General features: G+C 69.6%; 18 protein-coding genes. 7 read left to right on the top strand and 11 right to left on the bottom strand.

The features are described 5' to 3' along the window. Window positions 1–189 precede the first annotated feature (189 nt). The 3 genes from AC5JJ2_RS21795 to AC5JJ2_RS21805 all read right to left on the bottom strand — a co-directional run bounded on the left by AC5JJ2_RS21795 (window position 190) and on the right by AC5JJ2_RS21805 (window position 4,102). Window positions 190–1,002, bottom strand: coding sequence for an SDR family oxidoreductase (locus tag AC5JJ2_RS21795; RefSeq protein WP_495860146.1), 813 nt, complete (start codon window positions 1,000–1,002; stop codon window positions 190–192). Between the two features lie 204 nt (window positions 1,003–1,206). Next, complete coding sequence (locus tag AC5JJ2_RS21800) at window positions 1,207–2,616, bottom strand: DUF1501 domain-containing protein (RefSeq protein ID WP_495860147.1); 1,410 nt, start codon at window positions 2,614–2,616, stop codon at window positions 1,207–1,209. 154 nt (window positions 2,617–2,770) lie between these two features. Continuing rightward, the gene (locus AC5JJ2_RS21805) at window positions 2,771–4,102 is read right to left on the bottom strand and encodes an enolase C-terminal domain-like protein (RefSeq protein WP_495860148.1); all 1,332 of its coding nucleotides are present in this window, start codon (window positions 4,100–4,102) and stop codon (window positions 2,771–2,773) included. Between the two features lie 35 nt (window positions 4,103–4,137). On the opposite strand from AC5JJ2_RS21805, the gene AC5JJ2_RS21810 reads away from it, so the two are divergent. From AC5JJ2_RS21810 to AC5JJ2_RS21820, 3 genes are all read left to right on the top strand, one after another. After that, the gene (locus AC5JJ2_RS21810; RefSeq protein ID WP_495860149.1) at window positions 4,138–4,854 is read left to right on the top strand and encodes a class I SAM-dependent methyltransferase; all 717 of its coding nucleotides are present in this window, start codon (window positions 4,138–4,140) and stop codon (window positions 4,852–4,854) included. 72 nt (window positions 4,855–4,926) lie between these two features. Then, entirely contained in the window at window positions 4,927–5,685 is a 759-nt protein-coding gene (locus tag AC5JJ2_RS21815; RefSeq protein ID WP_495860150.1) for a glucose 1-dehydrogenase, read from the top strand. A gap of 47 nt (window positions 5,686–5,732) precedes the next feature. After that, window positions 5,733–6,311 (top strand): flavodoxin family protein, encoded by a 579-nt coding sequence (locus tag AC5JJ2_RS21820; RefSeq protein WP_495860151.1) that lies wholly within the window; start codon window positions 5,733–5,735, stop codon window positions 6,309–6,311. 112 nt (window positions 6,312–6,423) lie between these two features. On the opposite strand, the gene AC5JJ2_RS21825 is transcribed toward AC5JJ2_RS21820, so the two are convergent. From AC5JJ2_RS21825 to AC5JJ2_RS21840, 4 genes are all read right to left on the bottom strand, one after another. Next, entirely contained in the window at window positions 6,424–8,145 is a 1,722-nt protein-coding gene (locus AC5JJ2_RS21825) for a GspE/PulE/PilB domain-containing protein (RefSeq protein ID WP_495860152.1), read from the bottom strand. A 93-nt stretch (window positions 8,146–8,238) separates the two neighbouring features. Continuing rightward, window positions 8,239–12,024 carry a hypothetical protein gene (locus AC5JJ2_RS21830; RefSeq protein WP_495860153.1) on the bottom strand — a complete coding sequence of 1,262 codons (3,786 nt, stop codon included), beginning with the start codon at window positions 12,022–12,024 and terminating at the stop codon, window positions 8,239–8,241. 201 nt (window positions 12,025–12,225) lie between these two features. Beyond that, window positions 12,226–12,510: a twin-arginine translocase TatA/TatE family subunit gene (locus tag AC5JJ2_RS21835; protein WP_495860154.1), complete on the bottom strand. Its 285-nt coding sequence runs from the start codon at window positions 12,508–12,510 to the stop codon at window positions 12,226–12,228. A gap of 175 nt (window positions 12,511–12,685) precedes the next feature. Further along, complete coding sequence (locus AC5JJ2_RS21840) at window positions 12,686–14,311, bottom strand: tetratricopeptide repeat protein (protein ID WP_495860155.1); 1,626 nt, start codon at window positions 14,309–14,311, stop codon at window positions 12,686–12,688. Window positions 14,312–14,447: 136 nt separating this feature from the next. Here AC5JJ2_RS21840 and AC5JJ2_RS21845 point away from each other — a divergent pair, with 136 nt between their 5' ends. Beyond that, entirely contained in the window at window positions 14,448–14,936 is a 489-nt protein-coding gene (locus tag AC5JJ2_RS21845; protein ID WP_495860156.1) for a gluconokinase, read from the top strand. A gap of 32 nt (window positions 14,937–14,968) precedes the next feature. On the opposite strand, the gene AC5JJ2_RS21850 is transcribed toward AC5JJ2_RS21845, so the two are convergent. Next, window positions 14,969–15,349 carry a hypothetical protein gene (locus AC5JJ2_RS21850; protein WP_495860157.1) on the bottom strand — a complete coding sequence of 127 codons (381 nt, stop codon included), beginning with the start codon at window positions 15,347–15,349 and terminating at the stop codon, window positions 14,969–14,971. Window positions 15,350–15,518: 169 nt separating this feature from the next. On the opposite strand from AC5JJ2_RS21850, the gene AC5JJ2_RS21855 reads away from it, so the two are divergent. Further along, window positions 15,519–16,715 (top strand): DNA-methyltransferase, encoded by a 1,197-nt coding sequence (locus AC5JJ2_RS21855; RefSeq protein ID WP_495860158.1) that lies wholly within the window; start codon window positions 15,519–15,521, stop codon window positions 16,713–16,715. 71 nt (window positions 16,716–16,786) lie between these two features. Continuing rightward, window positions 16,787–17,827 (top strand): CfrBI family restriction endonuclease, encoded by a 1,041-nt coding sequence (locus tag AC5JJ2_RS21860; protein ID WP_495860159.1) that lies wholly within the window; start codon window positions 16,787–16,789, stop codon window positions 17,825–17,827. Window positions 17,828–17,835: 8 nt separating this feature from the next. Here AC5JJ2_RS21860 and AC5JJ2_RS21865 read toward each other — a convergent pair whose 3' ends face one another. The 3 genes from AC5JJ2_RS21865 to AC5JJ2_RS21875 form a co-directional block, all read right to left on the bottom strand. After that, window positions 17,836–18,462 carry a serine/threonine-protein kinase gene (locus AC5JJ2_RS21865; protein WP_495860160.1) on the bottom strand — a complete coding sequence of 209 codons (627 nt, stop codon included), beginning with the start codon at window positions 18,460–18,462 and terminating at the stop codon, window positions 17,836–17,838. Between the two features lie 87 nt (window positions 18,463–18,549). After that, entirely contained in the window at window positions 18,550–19,134 is a 585-nt protein-coding gene (locus AC5JJ2_RS21870) for an alpha-ketoglutarate-dependent dioxygenase AlkB (protein WP_495860161.1), read from the bottom strand. Window positions 19,135–19,191: 57 nt separating this feature from the next. Continuing rightward, window positions 19,192–20,388, bottom strand: coding sequence for an HDOD domain-containing protein (locus AC5JJ2_RS21875; protein ID WP_495860162.1), 1,197 nt, complete (start codon window positions 20,386–20,388; stop codon window positions 19,192–19,194). A gap of 271 nt (window positions 20,389–20,659) precedes the next feature. Here AC5JJ2_RS21875 and AC5JJ2_RS21880 point away from each other — a divergent pair. Beyond that, a partial coding sequence (locus tag AC5JJ2_RS21880) for a PAS domain-containing sensor histidine kinase (RefSeq protein ID WP_495860163.1) occupies window positions 20,660–23,333 on the top strand: 2,674 nt, incomplete at its 3' end.

Below are 23,333 nucleotides of genomic sequence, written 5' to 3' on the forward strand. Positions count from 1 at the left end.
CGCGCGGCGCCCCCCCCCGCCGCCTCCCCCGCGCCCCCCCCCGTCGCCCCCCCGTCCGTCCAGCCGCTCCTTGTAGCCTCTCTGGAACACCCTGCCGCTCCACGCCCCTATCCCGGTGTGCCGGGCCTACGCCGGCCACCGCGTGCCCGCCCCGGCCACCCCAAATATCATTATTGCCACCCTTCGGCCTTAAATCGTCACGGCGGAGAACCCGCCGTCCACGACGATGTTTTGCCCGGTGACGAACGACGCCGCCTTCGGCGACGCCAGCCACACCGCGACGCCCGCCAGCTCCTCCGCCACGCCGAACCGGCCCATCGGCGTGTGGCCGATGATCGACTGGCCCCGCTCCGTGTACGTGCCGTCTTCCTTCATCAGCATCCGTCGGTTCTGCTCGGCCGGGAAGAAGCCGGGGCTGATCGCGTTCACCCGTACGCCCTTCGTCGCCCACTCGCGGGCCAGCCACTGGGTCAGGTTCAGCACGGCCGCCTTCGACGCCGAGTACGCCACCACGCGGGACAGCGGCAGGATCGAAGCCATCGACGCGACGTTGATGACGCTCCCCTTGCCGGCCGCGAGCATCGCCTCGCCGAACACCTGGCACGGCAGCAGCGTCCCGCCGACGAGGTTGAGGTCGAACACCGCCGCCCACCCGTCGAGCGGCAGCTTGCAGAAGTCGCCGCCCGGCGGGACGGTCGCCTCCGGCTTGTTCCCGCCGGCCCCGTTGACGAGAACGGTGACGGCCCCCCACTTCTTGAGGACCGCATCGCGGGCCGCGGCGATGGAGTCCTTGCTCATGGCGTCCGCGGCCACGAAAGTGGCGGTCCCGCCGGCCGTCTCGATCCGCCGCACGGCCTCCCGGCCGCGCTCCTCGGAGCGGCCGAGGATGGCGACCTTCGCCCCGGCGGCGGCGAGGGCGTCGGCCATCGCCCCGCCGAGGACGCCGGTCCCGCCGAACACGGCCGCGACTTCGCCGGCGAGGTTGAACAGGTCGAATGCCATGACGAGCGGTCTCCGAATGGGGTGAGGTTGGAAGTGTCTTATGGCGCGTCCGCGGTCGCCGAGAAGTGGTCATCGCGACGGCAAGCGTCGGGGCGTAAGCCCGACGTGGCTGCACCCCTCGCCCCGGCGTTCCTCGGAAACGAAAAAGCTCGTTGCCCGTGTCCGAGCCACGTCGGGCTTACGCCCCGACGCTCGCCTTTTCAATCACGCAATCGCCGGGTAGATGACCTCGCCGCCGTTGTCGGTCAGCCGCTCGTTGCGGCCGTTGTGCCGGTACGTCAGCCGCAGGTGGCGGAAGCCGAGCAGGTGCAGGACCGTCGCGTGGATGTCGTTGACGTGGGCCTTCCCCTCCGCCGCCCGCAGGCCGATCTCGTCGGTCGCGCCGATCACCTGCCCGCCCTTCACCCCGCCGCCGGCCAGCCACATGCAGAACCCGTGCGGGTTGTGGTCGCGGCCGGTCGTCCCCTCCGTCATCGGCGTGCGGCCGAACTCGCCGCCCCAGATCACGAGGGTGTCCTTCAGCAACCCCCGCCGCTTCAGGTCCGTCAGCAGCCCGGCGATCGGCTTGTCGCTCTCCAGGCAGAGCTTGCCGTGGTTGCCTTCCAGGTCCGAGTGCGCGTCCCAGCCGTTCGTGTCGCCGGAGTAGAGCTGCACGAACCGCACGCCCCGCTCGACCATCCGCCGGGCCAACAGGCAGCGCGTGCCGAACTCGGCCGTCTCCTTGCGGTCCAGGCCGTAGAGCGCCTTCGTCTCGGCCGTCTCCTGCGCCAGGTCCACCACGTCCGGGGCGTGCGTTTGCATCCGGAACGCCAGCTCGTAGGCCGCGATCCGCGCTTCCAGTTCCGAATCACCGCCGCGGGCCGCGAGATGCTCCTGGTTCGCCTCGCGGATGAAGTCGAGCGTCTTCTTCTGCTGCTCGACGGTCACGCCCTTCGGCCGATTCAAATTCACCACCGGCGTGGTGCCGCCGCGGATGAGCGTGCCCTGGTACGCGGTCGGCAGGAACCCGTTACCCCAGGCCGGCGCGCCGCCCTTCGGCCACCCGCCGGGGTCCGGCAGCACGACGAACGCCGGCATGTTCCGGTTCTCCGTGCCGAGGCCGTAGGCCACCCACGCCCCCATGCTCGGCCGGCCCATCAGGATCGACCCGGTGTTCATCAGGTAGACCGACTCCGGGTGCGTCACGCTGTCCCCGTGGCAGCCGCGGAGGACGCACAGGTCGTCCACGCACGTCGCCAGGTGCGGGAACCAGTCGGACACCTCGATCCCGCTCCGGCCGTGTTTCTGGAAGGTGCGCTTCGACGCGAGCAGCTTGTTCTTGTCCACGCCGCGGCGGGTCTTCACCGGGCCGAACGACGCCGGCAACTTCTCGCCGTGCAGCCTCGTGAGGCCGGGCTTCGGGTCGAACGTGTCCATGTGGCTCGGCCCGCCGGACATGAACAGGAAGATGACCCGCTTGGCCGTCGGCTCGAAGTGCGGCGGCTTCGGCGCGAGCGGGTCGGCGGCCGCGAGCCGGCCGTCGTCCGCGAGGAGGCCCGCGAGCGCGATCGCGCCGAACCCGCCCCCGGCGTTGCGGAGGAACGAGCGGCGGGAGAAGGGGAGGTGGTGCGGCATGACCACAGGGTAACAGAAACGGCCGGTCGAATCCAAGTTTTTGCGGCGGCCCTCGCCCACGTTCCGCCGCGCCTGCCGTCGGCCGTCAAGAACTGGCGGAAGCTCATTCAATCCACGACATGGCGGGTGCTCGGCGTACCTCCCTGGCTCACGCTCACCTTGCCCCCAACCCCGGTCCGTTCAGCAGCCCGGTGTTCATCGTGCCGTCGCGGATCGTGAACACGCCGGGGAACCGCGATTCCCACGCGGCGTTCGCGGCCGGGCAGTACTGGCGGCCGTTCGACTCGATGGCCGCCACGCCGGGGACGTGAGCCGCGATGCCCGCGGAGTGGATGAGCGACGCCCCCACGCACGTCAGGTCCTGCACGCAGCGGAACAGGTTGAAGTGCTGCGCCGCGGCCGCGAGCAGGAGCGTTTGCGACTGCCCCTTGCACGCCTTGAACGCGACGCCGGTGTACCCCATGTCGCGGGCGAGCAGGAGCGTTTCGAGGTCGAGCAGCGACTCGTCGATCACGACCGGCTTGAACTTCGCGGCCTCGTGCATCTTATTGGCCGGGTTCGCCTTCAGGTCGCGGGCCGTCGGCTGTTCGACGTACTGAATCCGGTCGAACGCACGCGGCGACTCGGCCCGCGTCCGCCGCAGCACGTCCAGCAGGTACTCCACGTTCTGGCAGCGCTCGTTGAAGTCGAGCGAGTAGTGGAACGCGCGGTCGGCCGCGGTCTCCTCGGCCGCGCGGTTCACGCCGGCGACGCGGGCCACGTCCCAGGCCGCGTCGTCGCCGTTGAGCTTGATTTTCAGGTGCGTCAACCGGTCGCGGGCGATCCATTCGCCGAGCGTCTCCGGCAGCCCGTCGCCGACCGGCTCCTTCACGTCGGCCGGCGTCAGCGGGTCGAGCGCCCCGACGAGGTGGTACAGCGGCATCCGCGGCTGCGGCTCCGTCGCCAGGAACCGCGACAGGTGCAGCCCGGCGAACTGCTTGCCGAGGAAGTGGCCCAGGTCGTGCCGCAGGAAGTCCGGGCCGTAGGTCTTGTAGCAGTTCCGCCCGTGGGCCTTCCCGTAGGCGTCGTGCAGGGCCGCGTCGAACGGCGACGCCACCACGAGCGTCGCCAGCTTCGGCATCGGCTCGGCGGCCGGGGCCAGCTCCGCGGCGCGGAAGAACTCCGGCTCGAGCGCGTGCGTGATCTCGATCGGGTGATCGACGATGGTACAAGAGCGGTAGATTTGACAAACGGACTCGGCGACCCACTTCATCGTCGCCAGCGTCTCGTCGTACTTCATCGCCCGCGACGGCCACGCCCACACGTTGCCGAGCGGCATCGAGCCGAACCCGGTCGCGACCTTCCCGGCTTCCGTCTCGACGACCATCTCGACGTTGAGCAGCGTCACCTTGTCGAGGGCGACGCCGCCGAACTTGATCGGCGTGCGGTAGCGGTAGTCCTCGTAGGAGAAGTCCACCTGCTTGATGCGGGCGTCGGTCGCGGGCATGTCGTTCTCCGGGCGCGGGGCCGTACAACACGGACATGATACCGGATTGGCAACTCCCGCCCGGCGTGGACCGCGGGCTGTGGGACTACCTGCACAGCAACGAGATGGTCGCCGGGTACGAGCGGCAGATGGCCGCGTCCCCGCTCGCGGCCGCGGACGTGCGGTTCTGCGAGGAGGAGTTTCCGACGCCCGGCCGGCTCATCGACCTCGGCTGCGGCACGGGCCGGCTGTGCCGACACTTCGCGGCCGGCGGGTTCGAGTGCGTCGGCGTCGATCTCTCCGACGAAATGCTCGCGACGGCCCGCGGGCTGTCGCCAGGCCTCGCGTTCCAGAAGGCCAACCTCGTCGATCTCGCGGAGCTGCCGGACGCGACCTTCGACTACGCCGCGTGCCTGTTCAGCACCCTCGGCATGGTCCGCGGGGAAGAAAATCGTGCGGCGATGTTGACGGCCACCCACCGAATCTTGAAGCCCGGCGGCCGGTTCGTGCTGCACGCCCACAACCGCGGGTTCCACGGCCTGGGGTGGCGGCGGTTCCGCACCGGCGACCTGACGATGCCGCAAGCCTACGGCGGCGCGCCGCTCACACTGCACCACTTCACGTATCGGGAGATCGCGTCCCGGCTGGAATCGACCGGCTTCACGATCACCCGCGTCGTCGCGCTCGGTTTGACCGGCGCGTTACCGCGGAGTTGGTGGCTGCCGCATGTGCGGGCGTACGGATACCTCGTCTCCGCGACGAAGCCGGTGTAAGATCGCGTTTCGCCCTTCGGTATCCCTCCGCGTTCACCTCTCCGGGTCATGTCAAAAATCGAGGGCCGAGTCATGTTCGACTTCAACGGCAAGGTCGCGCTCGTCACCGGCGGCACGAGCGGCATCGGGGCGGTCACCGCGAAGGCGTTCGCGAAGGCCGGGGCGAAAGTCGTCGTCTCCGGGCGGCGGGATGCCGAGGGGCAGGCGGTCGTCACCGAGATCACGAAGGCCGGCGGCACGGCCGCGTTCGTGAAGGCCGACGTGAGCAACGAGGCCGACGTGAAGAAGCTGGTCGAGGCGACGGTCGCGAAGTTCGGCCGGCTCGACATCGCGTTCAACAACGCCGGCGTCGAGTGGATGGGTTCGACCACGGAAGTCACGGAAGCCGACTACCGGAAGCTGTTCGACATCAACGTGTGGGGCGTCCTCGCCGCGATGAAGCACGAAATCCCCGCGATGCTCAAGACCGGCGGCGGGTCGATCGTCAACACGTCCAGCATCGCCGGGCACGTCGGCATGGCCGGGGCGAGCGTGTACATCGCCACGAAGCACGCCGTCGAGGGGCTGACGAAGAACGTCGCGCTCGAGTACGCGAAGCAGAACGTCCGCGTGAACGCCGTGGCCCCGGCCGCGATCGTCACGGAGATGATGGACCGGTTCGTCGGCGGCGAGGACACCGAGCAGGCCAAGTACCTCGCCGGGCTGCACCCGGTCGGCCGCATGGGGCGGAGCGAAGAGGTCGCGGCGGCCGTGCTGTACCTGGCCAGCGACGTCGCGTCGTTCACCACCGGGATTTCGCTCCCGGTCGATGGCGGGTTCCTCGCGCAGTAAATTCCGCCTAAGAAGTTCCTCGCCCACGTCATTCCCGGAGACTCGTCATGCCGTCCGTCGCGATCGTCTACTTTTCCGCCCAGGGCCACACGCACCAACTCGCCGAGGCCGTCGCCGAGGGGGCGAAGGGCGTGGCCGGCACGACCGTCGAGTTGATCCGGCTCGCGAACACCGACATCAAGGACGGCCGGTGGTCGAACGACGCGGCCGTCGCGAAGCTGAACGCGGCCGACGCCATCGTGTTCGGCACGCCGACGTACATGGGCGGGTACTCGGCGCAGATGAAGGCGTTCATCGACGCGTGCAGCGGCATCTGGTACCAGCAACTCTGGAAGGACAAGGTCGCGGCCGCGTTCACGCACTCCGGCGGGCTGTCCGGCGACAAGCTGAACACGCTCAACGGCCTCTACGTGAACGCGATGCAGCACAGCATGATCTGGGTCGGCCTGGGGCTATTGGTGGAGGGCACGGGCAAGGAGAACGTGAACCGCCTGAGCAGTTACGGCGGCGCGATGGCCCAGACCGACCAGGGGCAGGCCGACGTGAACCCCGGCGACCGGAAGACGGCCGCGGCCCTCGGCAAGCGGGTCGCGGAGACGGCCGCCCGGTGGGCGAAGGGGAAGTGACCGCCAGTCGCTGTTTATATAGCCGCCGGCTCGCCGGCGGGGTTTTGGAGTGTCAAAACCCCGCCGGCAAGCCGGCGGCTATATAGTGCGGTCGGCCGTTGCCCGTCGTTGGTCACTCCTTCCCATCCAGCCGGTCCAGGTGGACGTGCGTGCCGTTGCCGCTGCCGCGGAACTCGATCACGCGGTCGGCCCGGCTCTGCGTCAGGAACGCGGTCAGGTCCACGCCCATCGCCTTCAGCGAATCCAAATGCTCCCGCTGCCGGGCGTCGGCCTGACGGCGGACCTCCTGCTGCAACTCGGCCGCGCGGCGGGCTTGCTCCAATTCCGCGTCCTGCCGCCGCCGTTGGAGTTCCAGTTCCGCGGCCGCTTCCGTCGCCTGCTCGGTCCGTCGCTTCGCCGCCCGCTGCATCTGCGCGTTCAGCTTGAAGTCTTCCAGCCCCTGCGCCTGTTCCTCGGTCGCGCGGTCCAGTTCCAACTTCGTCCGCGCCTCAATCGCCTGGTCGTGCATCGCCTGGAGCCGGTCCGGGGCGGCGTACCCGCGGTAGACGACTTTGTTGATCCGGTAACCCGTCTGCCCGGCCCGCGCGACGAGTTGCCGGTAGGCGTCCATCTCGTTCAACTTGCTCGTCTCCTTCTTGAACTCCTCGAACGTCCGGCGGCCGGTGAAGTCCACCACGTCCGACGTGGCGGCGTTCACGAAGTCGCCGATCGGGTCGTGCGTCGCGTCCAGCATCCGGTCGATGTCGAGCAGCTCGAAGAAGATCATCAACTTGATCGTCAGCACCGCGTCGTCGGCCGTGCGGACCTCCCGAACGTCGTGGTACATCTGGTCCGGCATCAGCCATAGCTTCTGGAAGACCAACCCCTTCGCGATCTTCTCCGTGCCGGTCGAACCGCCGTCCGAGCCGTGCCAGGTGAACGTGTGCAGCCACTCGCCCGGCGCGGGGACGAACAGCGTCGGCCCGTGGACGACCCGCCGGGTCGCGCCGGCCTCGCCGCGGGTGTACACGACGACCGCCTCCTTCGCCGCGACCTGCAGCGCGTCCTGCTTCGTCACGCCGAGGTGGGTGCGGGCGTCGAACCAGACCTCGCTCGGCCCCGGCAGGTGCTCCTGGCGGCCGTCCCGGTAGCGGACGACGAGGAACTCGCCGGGGTGCGCGACGTAGTGGCCCATCGGCTGGACCGTCTTCCCCCAGGCGAGGAACCGGGCCGGCCCGACGACGACGGTGGTGCGGCCGCGGCGGTCGGTCACGATGACGCGGTGGCCGTCCGGGACGGTGTAGCGGAACATGCCGGACCTCGGGCTAAAGGAAGTCGGGTCGGAACCGGGGCCGCGCGGCGACGGGGGTTGTGCGGCGGCGTCCGGGTCGAGGTCGAAGTCGGTGTAGTCCTGATACCGGACGCTTCTCGTGAGATCGGCGATGCTGCCGCCGCGCGACTTGGCCCTCATCGCCGGGTGGACGGGACGGGGGGCGTGGACGGCCGGGGCCGCGCACTCCATCAGCATCGAATCGACCGACCACGTTTCCGCGCGGCCGTAGTGGTGGTCGAGGGCGGCCCGGATGTACTTCTCCGGGTAGCGGATGAGCCGCACCTTGCGGGTGAGGATGAACGAGAGCTTGTCCGCCAGCAGGATGTCGGTCGCGTCCCGCGCGGCCACGGCGACCGTCTCCCCCGAGGCGCTGATGGGGAAGACCATGTTCTCGCGGGCGACGGATTCGGGAACCAGCTCGACGACCGCCTTCGGCACGTCGAGCAGCGGGTTTCGGACCGGCCGTTGAGTGCCGGACGAGACCGTCCCCGCGGCCGGGTTGAATTGGTAGTTGAGGCCCATGAGCGGACCCCTTTCGACGGACGTGATGGTCAACCTGACTGGCCAATACTACGCACGACGGGCCGCGGCCGTTGGAGAAAATCGCGAGAATCTTCAGCCCGTCGCCCGGAGCGGCTGCGGCTGGTCCGGGGCGTTGTCGGCGGCGAAGCGGACGAGCTTCTCCCACGCATCGGCCGGGCACGGGTGCGATTCCATCAGCCGGGCGAGGTCGCGGAGCAGGTCGCCGGTGTCGGCGTAGGGGCGGTCGATCGCGACCACGTCGCCCATCGGCGGCTCGGCCCCGATCTCCAAGCGGCGGATCACGGTCGTCAGTTCCGCGGGGAACGGCTTCGTCCGCGTCCCCCGGCGGCGGGACCCGAGTTGCGACCAGAGGAACCCGAGCTGCCCGAGCGCCCGCAGGTCGGCGGCCGGCGGCGGCTCGACCGTCTGCGTACCGCCGGCGAGCCAGAGCGGTTCGCCGAAGCCGAGGACCTTCAGCGTACCGTCGGCGGTGAGGACGAACGAGTCGCTCGCCAGCCGGCCGTGGACGAGGCCGGCCCGGTGCGCGTGGTGGACGGCCTTCGCCGCGTCGTTCATCAGCCGCAGCCACACGCCCGGCAGCGCCGCCACCGGCGGCCAGTCGGCCGACCCCAACCCGCCGACCCATTCTTGTAGTGCGGCCGGGCGCTTGTTGACCTCCAGCACTTCGAGCGTGTTCGCGAGGTTCGGGTGGGCGGCCGCGGCCATCGCCGCGAACCGCTGGCGGAACTCGTCCGGATGCACCGCGTCCTGCATCTCCGTTTCGGAGAGGTGGCGGAGGACGTAGACGCCGCGGGTCGGGCCGCCGGGGCGGGTCGGGTCGAAGACGCGGTACGCGGTTTCCTTCGACGTGGCTCGCAGCCGGTCCACCACGCGGAGGCGGCCGAGCATCAGGCCGTCGAGGTTCCCCGCTTCGATGATGGCGAGTTGGTAGAGCGTGAGCGCCCCGCTGGCGAGGAGCGTCTGCCGGAGCGTCTTCCGCTGCCGCCGGGCCTCGGCCCAGAGCGCCTGAAGCGTGTTCTCGTCCACGAGGCCGCGTGACTTCAGCAGGTCGCCGAGTTGCTGGTCGCCGGGTTCCGGTTCGGCCGGCGGCTCCGCGATGGGCGTGGATAGCGGCAAAACGTCCGGCCGCCGCTCGTCGCCGAACTTCGGCATGTCGGACTCATCGACCTGCCGGCCGGCCGCGAGTTCGCGGAGCTTCCGGCGGTACCACTCCCGCATGTCGCCGAGGTGGCGCTCCATCTCGGCCCGCTTCTCGCCGGCCTTGCGGCGTTCGGCCGCGATCTCCTGCGTCTGCTTCGCCAGGTCGTCCCGCGCGTCCAACAACTGCTTCTCGACGGTCTCGACCTCGGCCTGCCGCTGGTCGATCCGCGCCTCGGCGGCCGTGAACTGGTTCCGCAACTCGCCGACCTTCGACTGCCAGTCGAGCAGTTGCTGACGGAACCCGGTGACGGCGAGCCGGTGTTCCGACCGCGCCGACTCGATGTCGTACTCCCGCTGCCGGAGTTGCTCCGCGTCCGCGCGGAGTTGGCTCCGCACGGCGTCGAGTTCCTCGCGGGTCTGGCGGGCGTAGTCGTGCAGCTCGCCGAGGTTGCCCCGCAGCACGTCCCGCGCGGCGGCGAGCCGGTCGAGCGACGCCTTCGCGAGTTCGTCCAGGTTCGGGGCTTGTGCCCGCAGTTCCGCGAAGTGGGCGGCGACGCGGGCGCGGACGGCCTCCGTCTCATGCTGGCTGGTCAGTTGCGTCTGCGCCGCGGCGGTGGTGTCGGCGTCGAACTGCGCGCGGGCCTCGGCGAGCGCCTTCCGCTCCTGGGCGACGGTTTCGCCGACTTCCTTCAACCGCGCCACCTGCCGGGCGAGCGTCGCCTCCCGCTCGGCGAGCGCCGCCGCACGGTCCTCGACTTCTTTCGCCCGTGCCGCCAACTCCTCGCGGGACGCGCCGAGCCGCTGTTCCTCGCGGGCCTTCTCGCCGTCGAGCGTCTGCCGGAGGCGGTCCATGACCGCCTGCTCCTCGGCCAGCTTCACGCGGAGTTCGTCCACCTCGCGGGCGCGGAGGGACAGCTCCTCGGACCGCTTGCGGAGTTGCTCCTGGAACGCCAGCCGTGCGGCGTCCGTTTCGCTCAGGGCCGCCTCGCGGGCCTTCACCGCCGCGCGGTCGAGTTCCAGCCGCTCTTGCAACTCGACCGCCTGTTGGAGCCGTGCCTTCAAGAGCGCCGCCTGCTCCGCGAACTGGCTCGACCGCTCGTCGAGTTCGAGTTCCTTCTGCCGAAGGCGCTCTTCGGCCGCACGGTGCTCCTCAATAGTCGCGGCCAGTAGCGTGTTCCGCTCGGCGGTGACGCGGTGCTCGTGAACCTGGTCGTCGCGGATCGTGCCCAACTCGGCACGGACCGATTCCGCCTCGCGGACGGTGTTCTCCAGTTCGCGGCGGTGCTCCTCGAACCGCAGCCGCTCGGCGGTCAGCGCCGCCGACTCCTGTTGAATCGTTTCCTGCTGCCGGGCGAGGTTCGCACGCAGCATCGCGAGCGCGGCCTGCTGCGACTCCAACATCGCGCCGCGGTCAGCGAGGGCGGCGGCCTGCTGGTCCAACTCCGTGCGGAGTTTCTCCAACCGGTCCGCCTCGGCGCGGATGCGGGTCTGCTCCGCGTCGGCGAGGCGAACGGTGTCCTCCCACTCGCCGGCGTGGCGGTGCATCAGGTCGAACCGCTCGTTCACCTCGGCGGCGCGGCCGGCGAGTTCCGTCTGCTTCGACTCGAGCGCAGCCTGCCACCGGTCGAGCCGGACGAGGTCGTCCTTGTGCCGGTCGCGCTCGCTCGTCAGGCCGTCGCGGTCGCGCCGCAGCTGCTCCTCGCGACGAGACAGTTCCTCGTGCCGGCGGAGCAAGGCGTCGTCCAGTTCCTTCAGCCGGGCCGTCTGCCACTGCCGCTCGTCGTCGAGCGCCGTCCGTTCGCGGCGGAGTTCGTCGCGGGCCGTCTTCAGCCCGAGTTGCTGCTTGTCGATGTCCTCCTGCGCCAGCGTCAGCCGTTCGCGGACGAGTTGCAGCTCGACCAGCCGCGGCTCGTACTCGCGAAGGTCGGCCTCGAACTGGGCGCGGCGGCGGCCGATCTCTTCCTCGATCGTCCGCATCCGGTCGGCGGATTCGGCCTCGGCCCGCTCCCGCCGCGCGGCCAGTTCTGCATCGACCTCCGCCCGGCGGCGCTCGACCTCCTGGGTCAGCGCGGCGAACCGGCGGTCGTACTCGTGCTGGAGTTCCCGCTCCTTCGCCGCGACCGCCGCCTCCCGCCGCAACAACCCGTCGGCGTCCGGCACGCCCTGGAGTTCCGCCTGCATTTCCATCTTGCGGCGGTACCAGATCGCCCGCTCTTCTTCCAACTCGCGGGCCTGCTCGGCCAGTTCCGCGCGCTCGCGTGCGAGGTCGTCGTCGGCCGCGGGCAGCGGCTTCGCGGTCGGGATGTCGTCCTCGAAGATCGTCAGCTTCGGCGTGAGGAACGCGCCGTCCGAGACATGCACGCGGATCTCGGCCGGGCCGGCTTGCACGTGGTCGCCGTCGTGGACCGCGACCGGCGCGGAGCCGGACAGCGGGCGGTCGTTCACGACCACCGGGACGGTCGGCGAGAGCTTGCGGACGCGGACGCCGTCGGCCGACCGGGTGAACTGGCAGACGACCGGCGGCGTCTGCGGCCCCGGCAGCCGGAGGTCGCACGCGGCCGCCCCGCCGAGGAGGAACTCGCCGTCGCCGAGGGTGAAGCTGACCGCGCGGCCGGTCCCGACGCGAACGTCCAGGCGGACGCCGCCGGCGTGCGGGGGCGGGTCAACGGGCAGGAAGGCCAGCATGGCGGCGTCCGCGTCCGTGCGGGGGAGTGACACGCGGCGATTGGAACGAATGCGGCGCGATCTGACAAGGTCAAATAGTAGTAGGCACACTCCGTGTGCCGTCTCCTTCATGCGCCCGGAGAGTTCGCCCGAGCCTCCGCGGCCGACAGCAATCGGCACACGGAGTGTGCCTACTACTATGAAACGCAACGCCCCCGGCGTTCACCGGGGGCGTTCGTGGTGAGAGGTAATGACTTACAGCCGCGGCGGCAGGTTGCTGGCCGGGGCGTCGTCGAACTTCGGGGCGTTGCTCGTGATCCGCTGCGGCGGCTTCACGGCCTCCGGCTCGATGGCCGGGCGGCTCGGCGAGTCGGACGACACTTCTTCCTCGATCCCCTTCATCCCCTTCTTGAACTCGACGATCGACTTGCCGACGGACCGGCCGATGTCCGGCAGTTTCCGGCCGAACAGCAGGACGCCGAGGAGCAGGATGAGGAGCAGTTCTTGCGGGCCGAGCGGGCCGATCAATCCGGTGAGCATAACAACCTCCACGTCAGGTGGGGTGAGCAGAAAAGTGGTGGAGGTTGAAGGTAACCCCGCCAAACAGGGTGCGGGTCGGCCGGAGGGTTCGGGCCGTCCGCACGGTGGCAGCTTGTAAGCTACAGGGAGTATATCCCGGAATCGCCCCAGGGGGCAAGGCGGCGGGGCGGGAATTTCACTTCGTCGCGACGCTCGGCGTCGGCACGTTGGCGGCCTTCTTCGCGAAGTCGTCCTTCAGCACCGCGAACGCCCCGGACTCGGCCTTCGCCCAGCAGCGGTGGGCCACCTTCAGGTAGCGGTCCGCCTCCTCCGTCCGGCCGAGCCGGTCGCACAACGCCCACAGGCCGAGCGCCCCGCGGACGCTGCCGGCGTCGTGGGCCAGTGCCTCCTGGAACGCTTCCTCGGCTTCCGACGCGATCCCGGCCTCCAACGCGGCCGTGCCCCAGACCTCCATGTAGTACGCGCCGCCGCCCCAGGCGTGGTGGGCGTAGTCGTCCTTCGTCTTGTCGATCGTGCGACGAAGCAACTTCACGCCGGCCTCGCCGTTGCCCGTCTGGCACTCGTACCGGCCCTGCACCTCCCACAGCCGCAGGTCGCGGAGGCGGTCGTTCCGTTTCGACTGGTTCCCCTGCTTCAGCACGTCGATCTCGGCCCTCGCCCGCTCCGGCATGCCACGTTCCAAGAAGAGGACGGCCGTGAAGTACGCCCGCGTCGGCTTGTCCGTCTTCGACAGGTCGGACACGACCTTCTCCGCGTCGGCCCAGTTCTTCTCCGCGACCGCGTGCCGGAACCACTCGGGGCGGAAGTGGTACTTGTACCCCTCGGCCTCCTTGCGAAGGCTCGCCGCCTCGACGAACCGGCCGTCGTGGACGAGACTGCGGGTCAGCGTCTCCATGTGGTGGCGGAACTGGTGGTCGTCCTCCGGCTTCACCTTGAGCAGGGCGTGGTACGCCTTCTGCAACTCGACGGCCCGCCACGACCAGTCGGTCGTCTTCTGCCACTTGCCGACGCGCATCGCCAGGTGCGCCTGCATGTGGAAGGCGTGCGGCACGCCCGGCGACGACGCGATGTAGCCTTCGGCATACGGCCACCCGAGCGCCGGCCGGCGGATGTTCTCGAAGACGTGAACGAGTTCGTGATTCGCTCCGGGATGCAACGGGTTCAGTTTCAACAGCGCCTTGTAGAACGGGATCGGCCCGTGCTGCCCCTCGGCGATCTGCGCCCGCCAGAACCAACCCTCCTCGTCGTCCTCGTAGATGCTGAGTAATTCGTCGAGCGTTTGCGTCGCCTTCTTCCGCCGCTCCTCCGGCTTCACGTCCGGCCACATGCCGCGCTCTTGCAGCTTCGCCGTGATCAGCAGGCTCTCGCGGTGGCTCGCCTTCGCCATCAGCCGCTTCGCCTGTTCGAGGGCGTAGTCGTGCGGGGCCTTCGTGAACCGGTCCGGCAGTTTCGGTTGAAGTGAACCGCCGGTGATCGCGAGAGCCGCGTCCGGCTTCGGCGTCTTCGTCTTGCCCCACTTTTCGAGCGACCGGTGCAGCCCCAGCCACGCGAGGGCGCAGTCCGGGTCGTGTTGCAGCGCCGTCTCGAAGCTGCGGGCCGCTTCCATCCAGACGTAGGAGTAGTAGTACCCGAACGCCTCGTCGCAGAACTTCTGGCACTCGGCGGACGGCGTGCTGACGCGGTAATGGTACTTGCACAGGTCGGGGACGTGGACGGCCGCGCCGAGGCCGGTGAGCGGGAGCTTGGGCGCGGCCGGAGCGGCGAGCAACGCCACGGCGACGACGGTGAAGCTGGTCAGCATTCGCGACTGCCTTCGGGAAGCGGGGGCGGGTGGGATTCCAAAAGTTTACTGCACGGGTCAACATGCAGGAAGGGTAGAAAGGTAGAGAAGTTCGCCGCGCGGGTCGTTCCACGACCGTTCGCCCAGGGGGGTCGTCATGGTCATCGTGCTAATGGGGGTGTCCGGTTCCGGTAAGACGACGATCGGGGAGCAACTCGCCGCCGACCTGGGGTGGCCGTTTGTCGAGGGGGACGACTACCACCCGCCGGAGAACGTGGCGAAGATGAAGGGCGGCACCCCGCTGACGGACGCCGACCGGAAGCCGTGGCTGCGGGCGCTGCGGCGGCGGATCGACGCCGCGTGCGAGTCGGGCGAAAACATCGTCGTCGCCTGTTCGGCCCTGACGGACGAGTACCGGGACTACCTGGAGAAGGACGACCCGGCGTGCGTGCGGTACGTGTACCTGCACGGGTCGGAGGACCTACTGCGGAAGCGGCTGGAAGCCCGGAAGGGGCACTTCATGAAGCCGGGGATGCTTCGCAGTCAGCTCGCGACGCTGGAGCCGCCGGCGGGGGAGGTGACGGTGGACGTGGCCCCGCCGCCGGCCGAGGTGGTCGCCGACATCCGCCGCGAGCTGAGAATGTAGGTGACCACGGGAGCCTGCACTGGCTGTGGGTATTACTTGCTCCGCGGCGGCGGGGCGAGTTCGGCGGCGACGCGGCCGTCCTCGGCCGACCGGAGGCGGCGGGCCAACTCCGCGTCGGTGGGGTCGGCCTTGAGAAGGATGCGGAGGTGGAACGCGGCGGCGAACGCGTCCTTGACCTTCTCGGCCTCCGCGAGCCGGTCGCGGTGCCACACCGCGACCTGGGCCGGCGTCGGCCCGGCGAACTCGGCCGGGTACTTGGCCTTCATCTCGGCGAAGAGGCTGCGGTGTTCGTCCGGCGGAAGGGGTTGAAGGCGGCCGGCCTCGTCGATCCGCAGCCCGCACCGGACCTGGGCGAGCATGATGCGGTCCTCGTCGGGCCGGGTGTTCACTTCCAGGTTCCAGACTTTGGCCATCTTGTCCCTAAACAATTGAACAATATTTGCCGGAGAAACAAGGTCGGTTGCCCTACCGGCGACGGAAGGGAAGCCGGCCCGCGGCCGGAACATTCGGTTAGCGGGTCGAGTAATGTGTACCACGCTGGGGAACCGATACTATGTAGAAAACGAGTCACGGAACCGAACCATGCCACGGCCGACGCGGACGGTTGCGGAAAAGCGGAATTACCACGTCCTCGACGTGAAGACGGCGAAAGACATCTGCCGCAGTTGGCTCGAAGGAGCCGACCTGACTCAAGCCGTGACGTTAGGTTTGCCCGAGGTCGATGACCGCTATCACGTCTGGCGCGTGCCACTGGTCCAACCCTCGCGGAAAATCCGAGTCGGCGAGATCGTCATCGACGCCTGGACCTCGTTGGTTCTTGAAGACAAGACTACGACCCCGGAAACCATCGAGGCGCGGTTACTCGGGCGGGACGAGGCGGCGGGCAAACGCGCCACGAAGAAAATCGAACCCTACCCGCTTTCGGCCCTGCGGAACACGATCGCACAAGGGGACAGCGAGAAGTTGCTGTCCGACCTCCCCGCGTCCAGCGTGAACCTCGTCTTCACGTCGCCGCCGTACTACAACGCCCGGCCGGAGTACACGGACTACGTCACCTACGAGGACTACCTCCAGAAGATTCGGCGGATCATCCGTCAGTGTCACCGGCTTCTGTCCGAGGGCCGGTTCTTCGTGATGAACGTGTCCCCGGTGCTGATCCGCCGGGCCAACCGGAACGAAGCCTCCCGGCGGATCGCCGTACCGTTCGACATGCACCGACTGTTCGTCGAGGAAGGGTTCACGTTCATCGACGACATCATCTGGGTGAAGCCGGAAGGGGCGGGGTGGGCCACCGGCCGCGGCCGGCGGTTCGCCGCCGACCGGAACCCCCTGCAATACAAGGCCGTGCCCGTTACCGAAAACATCCTGGTCTACCGCAAGGCGTCGGACAAGCTCATCGACTGGAACATCCGCGCTCACCCCAAGCAAGACCTCGTGCGGGCCTCGCGGATCGAGGACGACTACGAGCGCACCAACGTCTGGCGGATCAAACCCGCCCACGACAAGCGACACCCGGCCATCTTCCCGGACGAACTCGCGGAGAAGGTGATCCGGTATTACTCGTTCCAAGAAGACGTAGTCCTCGACCCGTTCGCGGGCATTGGTACGGTCGGCCGGGTCGCGACGCGGCTCGGCCGCCGGTTCGTCTTGGTCGAGCAAAACCCGGAATACGTGGAAGTCATCCGCGAGGAAGCGGCCCGCTGGACCGGGCCGGACGCCGAGGCCGTGCTGACCCTCAACTGCCCGCCGGTGCGGGTTCAGCGGAACCTGTTCTCATGACGCCCCCGTCCGACCTCGTGAGCCTTTTCCCGCCGGAGGCCGTCGGCCTTCTCACGGCGAACGGCGTGCAATTGGTTCAACGGCTGGGAATGGACGTCATCCGGAGCGTCGTTCTCGACGTACTCGTCGGGCGGAACCTCCGAACCTCCACCGAGAAACTGACGCGAAAGCGGATCGCCGCACTGAACCTGAGCGTGGTCGAGTTCTTCCTTCAACAGGAGGCCAAGACGCCGGGATTCGTCCGCCAACTCCCGACGCTGGCTACGCAACTCTTGCAGCAGCCACGCTTGGGCAAGGCCAACCGCTGGCTGTCGCTGTGGATACTCGGCCTGACGGAAAAGGCGTTCCAGAACGTGCTGAAGGATGATGTTGCGGAGTTGACCTCCTACCGCGACGGCTATCTCGAAGTCTGCCAAAGTGTCGTCGAGAGTCGGCGGGACGGCGGCCGGCCGTTGTCGGGCCGCCTCGGGGTCGGTGACCGTGCTTTGATCGACGTGGACGAGTTATTCCTGACGTACCTACTCAACACGATCGGTGCGGCGACGTTGGCCATTCGCGGGTCTGAGAAGTCCGCCTACGGGAAACTGTTCGAGAAACTGATTCTGGGGTCAACCCTCACGATTCTCGGCTTCAAGCACACCCCCTTCCCGCCGCAAGAATACACCCGCGTGTTCTGGTTCACGTCGTCGGAAGAGAAGCGGGAGAGCGACGCGACGCTTCTCTTCACGGCCGGAAAGGGCGTGCGGTTTGACATCGGCTTCATCGGCCGGGGCAACTCGGAAATCTCGTTAGACAAGGTCAGCCGGTTCGAGCGCGAGGTCGATTTCGGCCGGAAGAAGACCCACCTCAGTACCGTCGTCATCGTCGATCGCATCGGCTCGCGCAGCCGCCTGTCCGAGTTGGCGGCGCGGATCAACGCTACCGTGATCCAGATGACCGCGAGTTGGTGGGTACAACAACTGGCCCAGCACCTCAAGGCCATTCACCCGGAATACCGTCACCCGTTGGTCAAGATGAAGCCGACCGAAGTGCATCACTACTTGCAAGAACAAATCCAAACCATCCCGCTCGAACCCTTCCTGCGCGAGGCCAAGCGCGACGAATCCGTTTGACCCGCGCCTCACCTCGTTCCCAGGGTCAGCACCACGAGCATCGGCCAACCGACGTACTTCCCCGCCCGCGGGCCGTCGCTGCCCAACAGCTTCGCCAGGCCCGAGTTCATCACCCGCACCTCGGCGAACGCGCCGACCATGACGTTCGACGGCTTCAGGTCGCGGTGGATGACGTGGCGGGCGTGGGCGTAGGCGACCGTCTGGCAGACTTGCTCGAACGCTTGCAGCAGCCGCGGTAGCTCCGGACGGTCGGCGGCTTCGAGCTGGTCCGCGAGCGTGCGGCCCTTGATGAGCTTCATCACCATGACCGGCCGGCCGTCCGGCAGCGCGGCCAGCTCGTGGACCGGCGGGATGCCGGGGTGCTGGAGGCGGCCGGTGATGCGGGCCTCCTCGACGAACCGCCGGGCCGTCGGGCCGGTTGCCTCGAACCGGTCCTGGAGGACCTTGATCGCCACGTCGCGGTTCAGCCCGGCGTCGCGGGCGGCGTAGACGACGCCCATGCCGCCGCGGCCGAGTTCGCCGAGGACGTCGTAGCCGGGGACGTGGAGCGGACCGCCGGCCGGCGGCGCGGGCGGGCCGTGGGGTTCGGTGGCGTCCGGGTCGTGCGTGCGGGTCGGGTCGGCGGGCGGCGGCATGGCGACTCCGGGGGAAAAAAGCACCCTGAGTATACCGGCCCACCGATCAACGGCAAATGCTGTTCAAGACCCCACGCGGATCAGCGGTCACGTGCCGGTGAACGCCCGGACGGTCACGGAGATCCGCCGCCCGGCGTACCGGGCCGACTTCGGCACGGCGTGCTTCCACACGGCGTTCGTCGCCTGCGGGATGACGATGACGCACCCGTCCGCCGCCAGGAAGTCCCGCTTCTGCCGGCCGAGCGACATGCGGAACGTCCGGGCCTCGCCGAACGAGATCGTGACGATCGGCGCGGCCGGAACCATGTTCGCCGTGCTGTCGTGGTGCGGGCCGATGTAGTGGCCGGGGCCGTCGTACCAGTTCAACAGCAGGCCGTTGAGCGCCGGGTGGACCGCGGCCCGCGCCCAGTCGAGGAGCGGCCGGAGCGGCGGCGGCACGGGAAGGGAGCGGCTCACCTGCCCGCTGAAGTGGTAGTCCGCGCCGTAGGCTTGCTGCCACCGCGGGACCGTGACCTCCCGCCCGTGTAGGAAGATCGTCGGCCTCGCCTCCGGGTGAAGGGTCCACGCTTCGCGGAACGCCGCCGGGGACCAGGCCAGTTCGGCCGGCAACCGGCCGACGACGACGGACAGCCCGTCGCCGAGGTCGTGGGCCGTGGAATCGGTATGGAACATCGGTACACCTGAAGGAATGGTATCAGGTGACACTGCCGTCGGGCAACGGGTTCGGGGTTACGCCCGGCTCGCCTCGCGGAGTTCCTCGGCCGCGTCGGTCCACGCCGGTAGGCGGTCCAACAGCCCGAGCTTCTCCAGGTACTCCGTGTCCGGGCCGCCGCCCTCGTCCGTGTCCAGCACCGCCTCCGCGACGTGAACGGCCGTCGTCATGTCGAACCGCTCCACCGGGCTGCGGGCCGTCATCGGGTGGTGGTGGCCGACGACCGCCTCCACGAACGACGCCGGCATTCCCCAGAGGGCGAGGAGGTACGCGCCGACCTCGGCGTGCGTCGCGCCGAACGCCTTTTGTTCCGCCTCGACGACCGGCACGCACCGCCGGTGAACGTCCGTCAGCACGCCGACGTACCGGGCCGGGTCGGAACCCGCCAGGACGAGGCGGCCGATGTCGTGCAGCAGGCCGCACGCCCGGACGCCGCCCAGCCACGCCGCGGCCGGGGCCTCGGTCCGGGCGATCTGGAGGGCCAGCGCCCCGACGAGTTGGCTGTGGTCCCAGATGTCGTCGAGGGCGTAGGGCAGCAGCGGGCGGGGGTCGAACCGGGTGAGCACGCCGTCGGCCAGGACGAGCGCCTTCGTCATGTCCGTGCCGAGCCGCTGCACCGCCTCCTGGGCGGTGGCGACCGGGTAGCGGGACCCGAACAGGGACGAGTTCGCGACCTGCATGAGCTTGGCCGTGACGCCGATGTCCTCGGCGAGCAGCCGGCCCACCTCGGCGACCGACCCGTCGATCTCGTCGAGCAGCGGCAGCAGCCGGTCGAACAGGGCCGGGCGGCTGGGGACAGACTGGAGCCGGCCGACGGCCGCGACGAGGCGGTCGTCGGCGAGCAGCCCCTGGACGGCGGCCGTCTGGCGGATCGCCGCCCGCAGTTCGGCCGCGTCGAGCGGCTTCGGCAGAATCCGGTGGGCCAGCCCCGCCACCCGCACGACCGCGTCCGGCGGCCCGCCCCCGGCGAGCACGATCCGGACGGCCCGCGGGTACCGGCGGCAGACCTCGGCCAGCAGGTGGCCGCCGTCGGCCCCCGGCATCCGCAGGTCGGTGACGACCACGTCCGCCGGCTCCTCGGCCAGGGCCGCGAGCGCCGCCGCCCCGTCGGGCGCGAACCGCGTCACCCACTCGCTCCGAAACGAGCGCAGCGCCCGCCGCAACCCGTCGAAGGTCTTCGGTTCGTCGTCTACGAACAGCACGCGGAGGATCATGGCGGCACGCGGGGCGCGGCCCGGTTCGTCCGGGCCGACGCTCGATCATCGAACCGATTGAGATCGGATTTGCGTCCGGGGCTGAAGTGCGGGTCGGAACGGCAACTCGAGGACGACATGCTCGATGTTCATAAACATGGAGCTAGAATGCCCGGACCGCGCCCGCGCCGTCCCCTTTCCCTACGACGAACCGCCGGCCGAGGGTCGCGGCCGTCCCGACTCGGAGGCCGCGTGGGCGGCCGGCCGTTCCCCACCCGACCCGCGAACCCCCATGCCCCCTCCCCCCCGTCCCCCGCGGACCGTCCCGATCCGGGTCGCCGGCATCTACGCGGCCGTCAGCCTGTTGTGGATCTGGTTCTCCGACACCGCCCTCGCCCGGCTCGGCGGCGGCGACCTCGGATACTGGGTTTCCACGGTCAAGGGGTCGCTGTTCGTCCTCGCGTCCGCCGGCCTGGTCTACGCCCTCGTCCGCCGGGACCTCCGCGACCTGTCCCGCGCCACGACGTTGCTCCGGGCCGTGGCCGACGGGTCCACGGACGTGATGTTCGTCAAGGACCGGGACGGGAAGTACCTGTTCGTGAACGCGGCCGCGGCCGGGTTCGTCGGCCGGACGGTGGCCCAGGTCCTCGGCCAGGACGACACCGCGTTCTTCCCGCCGGACGAGGCGAAGCGGATCCGGGACCGGGACCGCGAGGTGATGGCGTCCGGCCGGGCCGAAACCCGCGAGGAGCAGCTCACCCCCGGCGGCGTCCGCCGCACGTACCTGGTCATGAAGGCCCCGTACCGGGACGCGGCCGGGGCCGTCGTCGGCGTCGTCGGCGTGTCCCGCGAGATCACCGGGCGAAAGGCGGCCGAGGAGGACCTCGAGCGGGAGCGGACGCTCCTGCGGACGCTACTCGACACCATCCCGGACAAGATTTTCACGAAGGACGCGGCCGGCCGGTTCGTCCTCAGCAACCGCGGGCACGCCGAGACTGTCGGCGCGGCGTCCGACACCGCCCTCGTCGGCAAGACAGTGTTCGACCTCCACCCCCGCCACCTCGCGGAGCAGTACCACGCCGACGACCAGCGGGTCCTCCGGGACGGCGAGTCGATCTTCGACCGCGAGGAGCTGATCCGCAACGCGAACGGCCGCGACGAGTGGCACCACATGATCAAGACGCCGCTGCGGGACCGGGACGGCCGCGTCGTCGGGCTGGTCGGCATCGGCCGGAACATCCAGGAACTGAAGGCCCGCCAGCGGGCGCTCGAGGGGAGCGAGGCGAGCCTGGCCCGCGCCCAGCGGATCGCCCACGTCGGCGACTGGGAGCAGGACTTGACCGCCGACCGCCTCCGGTGGTCGGCCGAGGTGTACCGCATCTTCGGCCGGGAGCCGGAGGGGCGGGACCTGCGGCAAGAGGACTTCTTCCGCCGCGTCCACCCGGACGACGCGGCGGCGGTGAAGGCGGCCGTCGCGGCCGCGGTGGCGGACAAGCGGACGTACAGCCTGGACCACCGGATCGTCCGGGCGGACGGCGAGGTCCGGTTCGTCCACGAGTCGGCGGAGCCGGTGTACGACGCGGCCGGCCGCCCGGTCGCGCTCGTCGGCACGGTCCAGGACATCACCGACCGCAAGAAGGCCGAGCGGGCGCTCCGGGAGAGCGAGGACCGCTACCGGCGGCTCCTGGACGTGCTGCCCACGGCCGTGTTCGTGAACACCGGCGGCCGGATCGTCTTTTGCAACCCGGCCGTCTGCCGGCTGTTCGGCGCGGCCGACCCGGCCGAGGTTCTCGGCAAGACGCCGTTCGACCTGTTCCACCCGGACTGCCACGACCTGATCCGCGAGCGGATCGACCGCATGAAGCGGACCGGCGAGCCGGTCCCCGGCGTCGATAAGAAAATCGTCCGGCGGGACGGCCGGACCGTCCCCGTCCACGTCGTCGCCACGCCGGTCCGGGACCGGGGCGAGATTTCCCTCATCGTCGCGCTGTACGACCTGACCGAGCGGGAGCGGTCCACCGGCCTGTTGCGGTCCGTGATGGAGAGCGTGACCGACCCGATCATCACGGCGACCGAGGCCGGTGTCGTCGTCTCGGCGAACCAGGCCACCCGGCGGGTGTTCGGGTACGGCCCGACGGAGATCGTCGGGCGGAACGTCCGCGTCCTCCTCCCGGACCCGCGGCTGACGGCCCTGACCGACTGCCTGGGCGGGGCCGACCGCGAGTTCGTCGCCGCGCGGAAGGACGGGGCGACGTTCCCGGTCGAGCTGACGGTGACCGAGTTCCAAACGGACGGCGACCGGCACGTCACGGCCGTCGTCCGCGACATCACGGCCCGCAAGCGGCTGGAGGAGCAGTTCCGGCAGGCGCAGAAGATGGAGGCCGTCGGCCGGCTCGCCGGCGGCGTCGCCCACGACTTCAACAACATGCTCACCGTCATCAACGGGTACTCGGACCTGCTGCTCATCGCGATGCCGTCGAAGGACACGAACCGGGCGTCCATCGCCGCCATCCGCGACGCCGGGGAGCGGGCCGCCGGGCTGACGGCGCAGCTGCTGGCGTTCAGCCGGAAGACGGTCGTGCAGCCGAAGGTGCTCGACCTGAACGAGGTCATCACCGCGTCCGAGCGGCTGCTCCGGCGGCTGATCGGCGAGGACGTGGTCCTCACGACCGCCCTCGCCCCGGCCCTCGGCCGGATCAAGGCCGACCCGACGCAGGTGGAGCAGGTGGTGATGAACCTGGCCGTCAACGCCCGCGACGCGATGCCGACCGGCGGCCGGCTCACGATCGAGACGCGGAACGCGGCCGTCGGCGGGCCGGCCGCCGACGACCCGCTGGAGCCGGGGGCCTACGTGCTCCTGTCCGTGTCCGACACCGGCAGCGGCATGACGGAGGACGTGAAGGCGAACATCTTCGAGCCGTTCTTCACCACCAAGGGGCCGGGGAAGGGGACCGGGCTGGGGCTGT

It is taken from the genome of Limnoglobus sp., from assembly GCF_059499385.1.

Bases quoted from the DNA above. Each gene is read 5' to 3' on its own strand.
- AC5JJ2_RS21795 (WP_495860146.1), bottom strand. From the start codon at position 1,002: ATGGCATTCGACCTGTTCAACCTCGCCGGCGAAGTCGCGGCCGTGTTC.
- AC5JJ2_RS21800 (WP_495860147.1), bottom strand. From the start codon at position 2,616: ATGCCGCACCACCTCCCCTTCTCCCGCCGCTCGTTCCTCCGCAACGCC.
- AC5JJ2_RS21805 (WP_495860148.1), bottom strand. From the start codon at position 4,102: ATGCCCGCGACCGACGCCCGCATCAAGCAGGTGGACTTCTCCTACGAG.
- AC5JJ2_RS21810 (WP_495860149.1), top strand. From the start codon at position 4,138: ATGATACCGGATTGGCAACTCCCGCCCGGCGTGGACCGCGGGCTGTGG.
- AC5JJ2_RS21815 (WP_495860150.1), top strand. From the start codon at position 4,927: ATGTTCGACTTCAACGGCAAGGTCGCGCTCGTCACCGGCGGCACGAGC.
- AC5JJ2_RS21820 (WP_495860151.1), top strand. From the start codon at position 5,733: ATGCCGTCCGTCGCGATCGTCTACTTTTCCGCCCAGGGCCACACGCAC.
- AC5JJ2_RS21825 (WP_495860152.1), bottom strand. From the start codon at position 8,145: ATGGGCCTCAACTACCAATTCAACCCGGCCGCGGGGACGGTCTCGTCC.
- AC5JJ2_RS21835 (WP_495860154.1), bottom strand. From the start codon at position 12,510: ATGCTCACCGGATTGATCGGCCCGCTCGGCCCGCAAGAACTGCTCCTC.
- AC5JJ2_RS21840 (WP_495860155.1), bottom strand. From the start codon at position 14,311: ATGCTGACCAGCTTCACCGTCGTCGCCGTGGCGTTGCTCGCCGCTCCG.
- AC5JJ2_RS21845 (WP_495860156.1), top strand. From the start codon at position 14,448: ATGGTCATCGTGCTAATGGGGGTGTCCGGTTCCGGTAAGACGACGATC.
- AC5JJ2_RS21850 (WP_495860157.1), bottom strand. From the start codon at position 15,349: ATGGCCAAAGTCTGGAACCTGGAAGTGAACACCCGGCCCGACGAGGAC.
- AC5JJ2_RS21855 (WP_495860158.1), top strand. From the start codon at position 15,519: ATGCCACGGCCGACGCGGACGGTTGCGGAAAAGCGGAATTACCACGTC.
- AC5JJ2_RS21865 (WP_495860160.1), bottom strand. From the start codon at position 18,462: ATGCCGCCGCCCGCCGACCCGACCCGCACGCACGACCCGGACGCCACC.
- AC5JJ2_RS21870 (WP_495860161.1), bottom strand. From the start codon at position 19,134: ATGTTCCATACCGATTCCACGGCCCACGACCTCGGCGACGGGCTGTCC.
- AC5JJ2_RS21875 (WP_495860162.1), bottom strand. From the start codon at position 20,388: ATGATCCTCCGCGTGCTGTTCGTAGACGACGAACCGAAGACCTTCGAC.